The sequence below is a fragment of the Daejeonella sp. genome, from assembly GCF_044232565.1.
Taxonomy (GTDB): domain Bacteria; phylum Bacteroidota; class Bacteroidia; order Sphingobacteriales; family Sphingobacteriaceae; genus Daejeonella.
Genome location: NZ_JBIILQ010000121.1, coordinates 1 through 8241, shown reverse-complemented (window position 1 = coordinate 8241; position 8241 = coordinate 1). Strand labels below are relative to the sequence as shown.

10 protein-coding genes are annotated in these 8241 nt (G+C 35.6%); 7 read left to right on the top strand and 3 right to left on the bottom strand.

The genetic code is table 11. The annotated features are described in order from the left end of the window. From ACILQF_RS07865 to ACILQF_RS07835, 7 genes are all read left to right on the top strand, one after another. Positions 1–860, top strand: an 860-nt coding sequence (locus ACILQF_RS07865) for an HD domain-containing protein (RefSeq protein ID WP_395626870.1), incomplete at its 5' end; no start/stop codon positions are given. Between the two features lie 58 nt (positions 861–918). Beyond that, positions 919–1956: a UDP-3-O-(3-hydroxymyristoyl)glucosamine N-acyltransferase gene (gene lpxD, locus ACILQF_RS07860; protein WP_395626869.1), complete on the top strand. Its 1038-nt coding sequence runs from the start codon at positions 919–921 to the stop codon at positions 1954–1956. A gap of 30 nt (positions 1957–1986) precedes the next feature. Beyond that, a complete protein-coding gene (locus tag ACILQF_RS07855) occupies positions 1987–3399 on the top strand; it encodes a bifunctional UDP-3-O-[3-hydroxymyristoyl] N-acetylglucosamine deacetylase/3-hydroxyacyl-ACP dehydratase (RefSeq protein ID WP_395626868.1) in 1413 nt (470 codons plus the stop codon). Next, entirely contained in the window at positions 3396–4181 is a 786-nt protein-coding gene (gene lpxA / locus ACILQF_RS07850; RefSeq protein WP_395626867.1) for an acyl-ACP--UDP-N-acetylglucosamine O-acyltransferase, read from the top strand. The genes ACILQF_RS07855 and lpxA overlap by 4 nt, the downstream gene beginning before the upstream one ends. A 27-nt stretch (positions 4182–4208) precedes the next feature. Continuing rightward, the gene (locus tag ACILQF_RS07845) at positions 4209–4826 is read left to right on the top strand and encodes an ATP-binding cassette domain-containing protein (RefSeq protein ID WP_395626866.1); all 618 of its coding nucleotides are present in this window, start codon (positions 4209–4211) and stop codon (positions 4824–4826) included. A gap of 98 nt (positions 4827–4924) precedes the next feature. After that, positions 4925–5485, top strand: coding sequence for an elongation factor P (gene efp, locus ACILQF_RS07840; protein ID WP_395626865.1), 561 nt, complete (start codon positions 4925–4927; stop codon positions 5483–5485). 134 nt (positions 5486–5619) lie between these two features. Then, entirely contained in the window at positions 5620–6192 is a 573-nt protein-coding gene (locus tag ACILQF_RS07835) for a 5-formyltetrahydrofolate cyclo-ligase (protein ID WP_395626864.1), read from the top strand. On the opposite strand, the gene ACILQF_RS07830 is transcribed toward ACILQF_RS07835, so the two are convergent. The 3 genes from ACILQF_RS07830 to ACILQF_RS07820 are packed head-to-tail and all read right to left on the bottom strand — an operon-like array spanning position 6193 to position 8030. Continuing rightward, the gene (locus tag ACILQF_RS07830; RefSeq protein ID WP_395626863.1) at positions 6193–6960 is read right to left on the bottom strand and encodes an exodeoxyribonuclease III; all 768 of its coding nucleotides are present in this window, start codon (positions 6958–6960) and stop codon (positions 6193–6195) included. Between the two features lie 5 nt (positions 6961–6965). Further along, positions 6966–7667, bottom strand: a complete 702-nt coding sequence (locus ACILQF_RS07825) for a peptidylprolyl isomerase (RefSeq protein WP_395626862.1) — start codon at positions 7665–7667, stop codon at positions 6966–6968. 24 nt (positions 7668–7691) lie between these two features. After that, entirely contained in the window at positions 7692–8030 is a 339-nt protein-coding gene (locus ACILQF_RS07820) for a hypothetical protein (protein ID WP_395626861.1), read from the bottom strand. Positions 8031–8241: the final 211 nt, after the last annotated feature.

The following is an 8241-nucleotide window of genomic DNA, read 5'->3' as shown; positions in this document are numbered from 1 at the left end:
TAAATCGTGAGTTTGGCGGAAAGCTTGAATTGGCTCTAGAAATTTTTAATAATCGTTATCATAAAAAATTTCTACACCAATTGGTATCCGGACAATTAGACCTCGATCGAATGGATTATTTGAATAGAGATAGCTTTTTTACTGGAGTATCTGAAGGTGTGATTAGTTTCGACCGAATTATTAAAATGCTAGATGTTGTTGACGACCAATTGGTTATAGAGGAAAAAGGCATTTATTCGATTGAGAAATTCTTAATTGCCCGACGATTAATGTATTGGCAAGTTTATTTGCATAAAACGGTTATTGCTGCTGAGCAAATGCTGGTAAAAATATTAGAGAGAGCAAAGGAATTATCACAAGAAGGCAGAAATCTCTTTGCTAGTCCTTGTTTTTCATATTTTCTGAAGAATTCGATTAGCATGCAAGATTTTAAAAATAACCCTCTAAATATTGAGCGTTTTACAAAGCTTGATGATAATGATATATTTACCTCCATAAAAGTGTGGGTAAATGATGAAGACCTTATTCTTTCAACGCTTTGCTCTCACTTGATAAGTAGAAATTTATACCAGGTTGAAATTACTAATGAACCTCCATCGATAGAAAGAATTAACGATTTGGCAGAAAAAGTAACAGATGAATACGAAATTTCTGACGATGACACCTCATATTTCGTATTTACTGATACCATTAAAAATAAAGCTTATAGTGTGGGCGATGGAAGTATTAAAATATTAATGAAAGATGGTTCCATTCAAGATATAGCAAAGGCTTCAGATAATTCAAACTTAGAGGCTTTAGCTAGAACGGTTCAGAAATACATACTTTGTTACCTTAAAGAGTTAAAAAATGTTAATTAATAGCCAAGCTATTATACTCAAAATTTGTTCGTTAACTTATTACATATAAATTTGCAGCATGCAATTAACTGCACATCAGATTGGAATATTACTTGAGGGGACTGTAGAAGGTAATCCTGAAGTTATAGTAAATCAACTTTCTAAAATTGAAGAGGCAAGTGAGGGTTCTTTATCCTTCCTTGCAAATTCTAAATATGAACAGTTTGTTTATAATTCGGGAGCTTCTGTCATTATTGTAAATGATGATTTTGTACCCGCTCATCCTATAAAAGCCACCATAATTAAGGTAAAGAATGCTTATAGTGCCTTTTCAGTACTTTTAGAAAAGTATGATGAATTAATAAAATCCAAGAAAAGTGGTGTTGAGACACCAAGTTTTATTCATCCGACTGCAAAAATCGGAAAAGACGTTTTTATTGGGGCTTTAGCATATATCGGACCGAATGTTATCGTTGGTGATGGTAGTAAAATCTACCCCAATACCTATCTTGCAGATAACGTTGTAATTGGTAAAAACGTTACTCTATATGCTGGAGTCAAGGTTTATTTTAATTGTACTATTGGCGATCATGTAATCATACACTCCGGAGCTATTATCGGTGGTGATGGTTTCGGTTTTGTTAAGGGCCCTGAAGGTTCTTATAAGAAGGTAAGTCAAATTGGAAATGTGGTTATTGAGGACAATGTTGAAATTGGAGCAAATACTACTATTGATAGAGCCACAATGGGATCAACCATACTCCGAAAGGGTGTTAAATTAGATAATCTGATACAAATTGCGCATAATGTTGAAATTGGAGCAAACACTGTAATTGCCGCTCAAACTGGAATATCTGGCAGTACCAAGATTGGAGAAAACTGTATTATTGGTGGCCAGGTTGGTATTGTGGGTCATATCAGTATTGCTAACGGCAGCAATATTGGTGCAAAATCAGGGGTAAATAATACCATAAAAGAAGAAAATCAAAGCTGGAATGGCTTGCCTTTGACATCTTTGCGTGAATCCTTAAAAGTACAAGTAGTCACAAGACGTTTACCTGATCTTGAAAAAAGAATCGAGGAACTTGAAAACATAATAAAAAGTCGTTTGTTGTGATCAATTTCAGCATCTGAACAAATCAATACTATGAATGTAAAACAAAGAACAATTAAATCTGAAATATCCGTAAACGGTGTTGGCTTACATACAGGCAAGGCGGCCAAGATGACCTTTAAACCCGCTCCTGAGAACCATGGGTATAAGTTTAAGCGTATTGATCTTCCAGGCTCACCAATTATTGATGCAGATGTTGATAATGTAACTGATACATCAAGAGGTACTACTATAACTCAAAATGGTGCTAGTGTTCATACAGTGGAGCATGTATTGGCAAGTTTAGTAGGAACTGAGGTAGATAATGTAATGATTGAGCTTGATGGTCCAGAAATTCCAATTATGGATGGTAGTTCAATTATGTTTGTTGAGGCTCTTGAAACTGCTGGATTTGTTGATCAAAATGCTTACCGAGAATATTATAGCATACCTCATAACATACACTATTCGGAACCAGACCGTAAGGTAGAAATGGTAGCGATGCCATTAGACGATTATCGTTTTACTTGTATGATTGACTATAACTCGCCAGTATTAGGGAGTCAGCATGCTGCCATTACAACTTTAGCAGAATTCAAGAAGGAAATTGCCTCTTCCCGTACATTTTGTTTTCTTCATGAATTGGAAATGTTATTAAAGCACGATTTGATTAAAGGTGGTGATTTAAATAATGCAATTGTTGTAGTTGATAAGCAAGTTAGTAAGGATGAATTAAAGAATCTTGCCATACTTTTTAATCGTGATGATATTGATGTTGCCAGAGAGGGAATTTTAAACAATATTGAATTGCGCCATCAAAATGAACCCGCTCGTCATAAGCTACTTGATATGATTGGCGATTTGGCTCTTGTTGGTGTACCTTTAAAGGGTCATATCATGGCTGCAAGACCTGGTCATGCAGCTAATGTTGCCTTTGCAAAGAAAATTAAGGCACAGATAAAAAAAGAAAAATCCAAAAAAAACATTCAGGTCTATGATCCTAATTCTACACCTCTTTATGATGTAGTTCAAATCATGAATATTTTGCCTCATAGGCAACCTTTTTTGTTTATTGATAAAATTCTTGAACTTTCCAAATCACATGTTGTTGGTGTAAAAAATGTGACCATGAACGAGGAATTTTTCAAAGGTCACTTTCCGGGTGCTCCTGTTTTACCTGGAGTAATTCAGATTGAAGCTATGGCACAAACTGGCGGAATATTAGTGCTAAGCACTGTTCCCGATCCGCGCAATTATCTCACCTATTTTTTAAAAATCGATAAAGTTCGATTCCGTGCACAAGTTCTTCCTGGCGATACTATAATTTTCCGTTGTGATTTGATGGAGCCTATTCGTAGAGGTATTTGTCAGATGAGAGGTGTAGGTATGGTTGGCGAGAAAATAGTGGTTGAAGCAGAAATGATGGCCCAAATAATTAGAGTTAAAGAAACAGAAGAAAACGTATGATCCAACCTTTAGCGTATATACATCCTCAGGCTAAAATTGCCGAAAATGTTGTAATTGAACCATTTGTAACCATTTATAAAGATGTTGTTATTGGAGAAGGTACATGGATTGGATCGAATGTAACGATTATGGACGGTGCCCGTATTGGTAAAAACTGTCGTATTTTTCCGGGAGCAGTTGTGTCGGCTCCACCGCAAGACTTAAAATATAAGGGAGAACCATCAACGGTTACGATAGGCGATAATACCATTATTCGCGAATGCGTGACATTAAACCGGGGAACGGCACTTGATAAAAACACTACTACAATTGGTAATAACTGTTTATTAATGGCCTATGTGCATGTGGCGCATGATTGTGTAATTGGAAACAATGTAATTATTGCCAACTCTGTTCAGTTGGCTGGGCATATTGAAGTTCAAGATTTTGCTTTTATTGGTGGTACTTCGGCAGTTCATCAATTTGTTTCAATTGGAGCCCATTCAATTATTTCAGGTGGCTCATTGGTTCGTAAAGATGTTCCACCTTATACAAAGGCCGGACGTGAACCATTGTCGTATGTTGGAATCAATTCCGTAGGATTGCGACGTAGGGGATTTACATCGGATCAGATTAATGAAATTCAAGATATCTATCGAACCATATTCCTAAAGAAATTAAATATTAGTAAGTCGCTAGATATTATTGAAACCGAACGTGAACCAACCGAAATACGTGATGAAATTCTTGATTTTATACGCAATTCAAATAGGGGTGTTATGAAGGGTTTTGGTAATTCTTAATAATAAATTTTTCGATTCAAATTCCATATGAAAATTAGGCTAGAGCATATTGGAAGACGATTTAATCGCGAATGGATTTTCAGAAACGTTAATTATGAGTTTAGAATTGGCAACAGTTATGCTATTTTAGGTGCTAATGGTGCTGGAAAATCGACATTATTACAGCTTATTTCCGGAAGCTTAACAAGTTCTGAGGGTCATATTAATTATTTTCAGGGAGATATGCTTATTGATCAGGATCAGGTTTTTATGCATCAAAGCATGGCTGCGCCTTATTTGGAACTAATAGAAGAATTTACACTTTCCGAACTCATTGAATTTCACTTCCGATTTAAGAAATACCGTAAAGGATTTGATAGGCGAAATCTTATTGAACTTCTTGGATTAAAAAATTCAGAATTTAAGCCTATTAAATACTTTTCGTCGGGGATGAAACAAAGAGTTAAACTTGCACTTGCTTTTTGCTCTGATACAAAACTATTATTACTTGATGAGCCAAGCTCAAATTTAGATCAGCAGGGGCTTGACTGGTACCTAAACTTAGCCTCTAGCCAGTGTTCAGATCGCTTAGTAATTATTTGCTCTAATCAAGAACAAGAGTACAGTTTTTGCCAACACAGGATAAATCTAGCTGATTATAAATAGCCTTTCTGGGTTTTAAGCCCCCATTGCATCAAGCGTTTTCCTTTGGAAATTTAACAAAATGCCTGTATCTTTGCAGCTCGATATAATCCAATAATAGCATGGCAAAAGCGTCAGAAATTAAATCAGGGAACATTTTACGTTACAACGGCGAATTAGTAACTGTTGAAGAAATTATTCACCGTACACCTGGCAAAGGGGGGGCATTTTACATTGGTAAATTGCGTAATATCCGTAGCGGAAAAATTGTAGAAGCTAGAATGGGCACTGATGAGCAGGTAGAAATTTGCCGTGTAGAAACTAGTGATTACCAATATCTTTATGAAGAGGGTGATTATTTTGTTATCATGGATAATACAACTTTTGAGCAATTTAGTGTTGAAAAGACTCTTTTCGGATCAGCTGCTAGATTCTTGAAAGAAGGTATGAATGTAATCGTTTCTTTTGAAAGTGATGAGCCAATTATGGCCCAAGCGCCTTCAAACGTAGAATTGGAAATTACGTATACCGAGCCTGCTGTTAAAGGGGATACTTCTACAAATGCGTTGAAAAGTGCCACTGTTGAAACTGGTATCGAAATCCGTGTTCCACTTTTTGTAAATCAAGGAGATAAGGTAAGAGTAGACACTCGTACAGGCGACTACATTGAAAGAGTAAAATAATTTAGTTTATTTGATAATGCGGCCTTTTCTTTATGAGAGGGCCTTTTTTTTACAAGCTTTTTTAATCTAGAATGTTATCTCATTTTTAAAAATTTGGCTTGCTATATTTCTCTATTCTTTTTTAAATTCGTAGTGTGGATAAAGCTTCATTGCGAATACATTTTTTAAATAAGCGGCAGGGCTTATCGAGATCTAAGTATTGGATGCTCATGGATAGATTATTGGATCAATTTAAACAGATCGATTGGTTAGAGTACAACACGGTTCATATTTTCCTGCCCATTAAAAAGTACAAAGAAATTGATACGTTCTCTATTCTCAATTACTTTAAATTTGCCGCACCTCAATTGCAAATTGTGATTCCACGTACCAATTTTGAAACATTTGAAATGGAGAATGTTCTTTACGATCACGATTACACTATTTTAGCTCTCAATAAATTCGATATTCCTGAGCCCATTCATGGAAAACTTATTGCAAAAGATCAGATAGATCTAGTTTTTGTTCCACTGTTAGCCTTTGATAGGCATGGAAACCGAGCAGGTTATGGAAAGGGTTTTTACGATCGATTTTTAAGTAAATGCCGACCGGATGTTAAAAAAATTGGTATTTCCTTCTTTGAACCCGTAGACGAAATTAGCGACTTAAATGAATTTGATACCAAACTTGACTTTTGTATTTGTCCGGATAAAATTTGGCAATTTTAATTATAAATCGAGTTCCAATAATATTGGGCAATGATCCGAATGTTTCGCTTCAGGTAAGATTGCTGACCGTTTAAGCTTTTCTTGCAGACTCTCAGAAACCATATTATAGTCAATTCTCCACCCTAAGTTCTTATTTCTTGCACCCGCACGATAGCTCCACCAGGTATAATTGTGTGGTTCGGCATTAAAATGTCTAAAAGAATCGATATAACCACTTTTTATGAAGTTATCCATCCATTCTCTTTCTTCAGGTAAAAATCCGGATGAATTGGCATTTGATTTAGGATTATGGATATCAATTGGCCTATGGCATATATTGTAATCGCCGGATATCACTAAATTTGGGTATTCAAGCTTTAACTTATCAGAGTATTGTTGAAAATCGTCTAAAAAGCGATATTTAAATGCCTGACGTTCATCACCGCTTGATCCGGAAGGGAAATAGGTACTTATAACCGATACGCCATCAAAATCAGCCCTAATTATTCTACCCTCACGGTCGTAATCATCCATTCCTGAGCTGTACTCAACGTGTTTCGGACTAATCTTAGTAAAGATGGCTGTGCCACTGTAGCCCTTTTTCTCTGCAGGATTCCAATAGTGTTCATAGCCCAATTCCTCAAGTAAAACCAAATCTGTAATTTGATCAGGTGTTGCTTTTATTTCCTGTAAACACACTACATCCGGATCGGCAGCTTTTAACCACTGCAACCAATTTTTACTAAGGGCGGCTCGGATACCATTTACATTATAGGAGATTATTTTCATCTTAATTAAAGCGTATTGTTTTTAAGACCTAGTTGTTTTTCTAATTTTCGCACTTCCTTCTTTTTTAAGATGCTAACTTCCATTTTTATATCCTCTAGGGGTCTATTAGATGCCGATTTTTTGACACTGGCAATAGCATCTACCATTTCTATTCCTTTTACCACTTCGCCATATACTGTATATGTTTGATCAAGGTGGGGGCTGCCTCCAATTTCTTTATAAACCTTACGTTGAGGTTCAGGAATAACCCGATTATTCATTCTTTTTATTCTAAGTTCGTCAAGGCTAGTATCGGTCCATTTTTTACCTTGAACAATATAAAATTGGCTTGCGCTAGAAGCTTTTTCTGGATTGCCATCGCTTGCGGCTGCTAAAACTCCCCTTTTATGAAATAGACTGTCTCTGAACTCTGCATCTACGCGATATCCTAAATCGCCAGATCCAAGGGATTGCCCTGGTGTAGCATTTTTTGAGCTTGGATCACCACCCTGAATCATAAATTCTTGAATAACTCTATGAAATAAGGTACCATTATAAAAGCCTTCTTTGGTGAGTTTTAAAAAGTTATCATGATGCTTTGGGGTTTGGTTGTAGAGCATAATAATGCATTCACCCATAGTGGTTTTAATTCGAACAAAATCGTGTTTAGGTTTTGCAGAAGCCGTGGTAATGGCTAGAATTAAAATTATTGTAAGATATTTTCTCATTATTAAAATTGATTAATATTTATATTAAAGATTCTCAAAATAGGTAATCATTAAAGATCTCATGATCATTTCCTGCTCTAAAATGGTATAAGCTGGAATTTTTTTGACCAATTTCCAATGTGGCCAACCATCCTGATCTACGCCTTCTAGTTCATAAAAACCGAGCTCACTAAAAAGTCGGCAGTTGGCAATATGCATGAGTTCTTCTTTTTGGCGCTTACTGAATTTTAATGGTCCTTTGCCAAGTTCTTGTACACCTATTAAAAATAACATTACTTTCATATCAGGAAGCTCTGAATCAAAATCTTTTGCGATTTTTTCCTGTAGCTCTGTCCACTTTTTATTTATTTCTGAAGGTGTCATGATACAAAAGTCAGTAAAAATTAGGGATTTAAGGGAATGATTTATTATTATACCATTAATTCACAATTTGGAGTTCTAGAACCAATTATTGATTCTTATTTTGATTCAGCTTTTAAATAAAATTGGATAGTAGAATTAGATTCAGGCGATGTAATTAATTTCAAATATTATATTTGTTTATGCAAAAACCAGTAGTCACCGCACTTTTAGC

What these genes read in the sequence shown, in the direction of transcription:
- lpxA (WP_395626867.1), top strand. Translation starts at nt 3,396, where the DNA reads ATGATCCAACCTTTAGCGTATATACATCCTCAGGCTAAAATTGCCGAA.
- ACILQF_RS07830 (WP_395626863.1), bottom strand. Translation starts at nt 6,960, where the DNA reads ATGAAAATAATCTCCTATAATGTAAATGGTATCCGAGCCGCCCTTAGT.
- ACILQF_RS07845 (WP_395626866.1), top strand. Translation starts at nt 4,209, where the DNA reads ATGAAAATTAGGCTAGAGCATATTGGAAGACGATTTAATCGCGAATGG.
- ACILQF_RS07855 (WP_395626868.1), top strand. Translation starts at nt 1,987, where the DNA reads ATGAATGTAAAACAAAGAACAATTAAATCTGAAATATCCGTAAACGGT.
- efp (WP_395626865.1), top strand. Translation starts at nt 4,925, where the DNA reads ATGGCAAAAGCGTCAGAAATTAAATCAGGGAACATTTTACGTTACAAC.
- lpxD (WP_395626869.1), top strand. Translation starts at nt 919, where the DNA reads ATGCAATTAACTGCACATCAGATTGGAATATTACTTGAGGGGACTGTA.
- ACILQF_RS07820 (WP_395626861.1), bottom strand. Translation starts at nt 8,030, where the DNA reads ATGACACCTTCAGAAATAAATAAAAAGTGGACAGAGCTACAGGAAAAA.
- ACILQF_RS07825 (WP_395626862.1), bottom strand. Translation starts at nt 7,667, where the DNA reads ATGAGAAAATATCTTACAATAATTTTAATTCTAGCCATTACCACGGCT.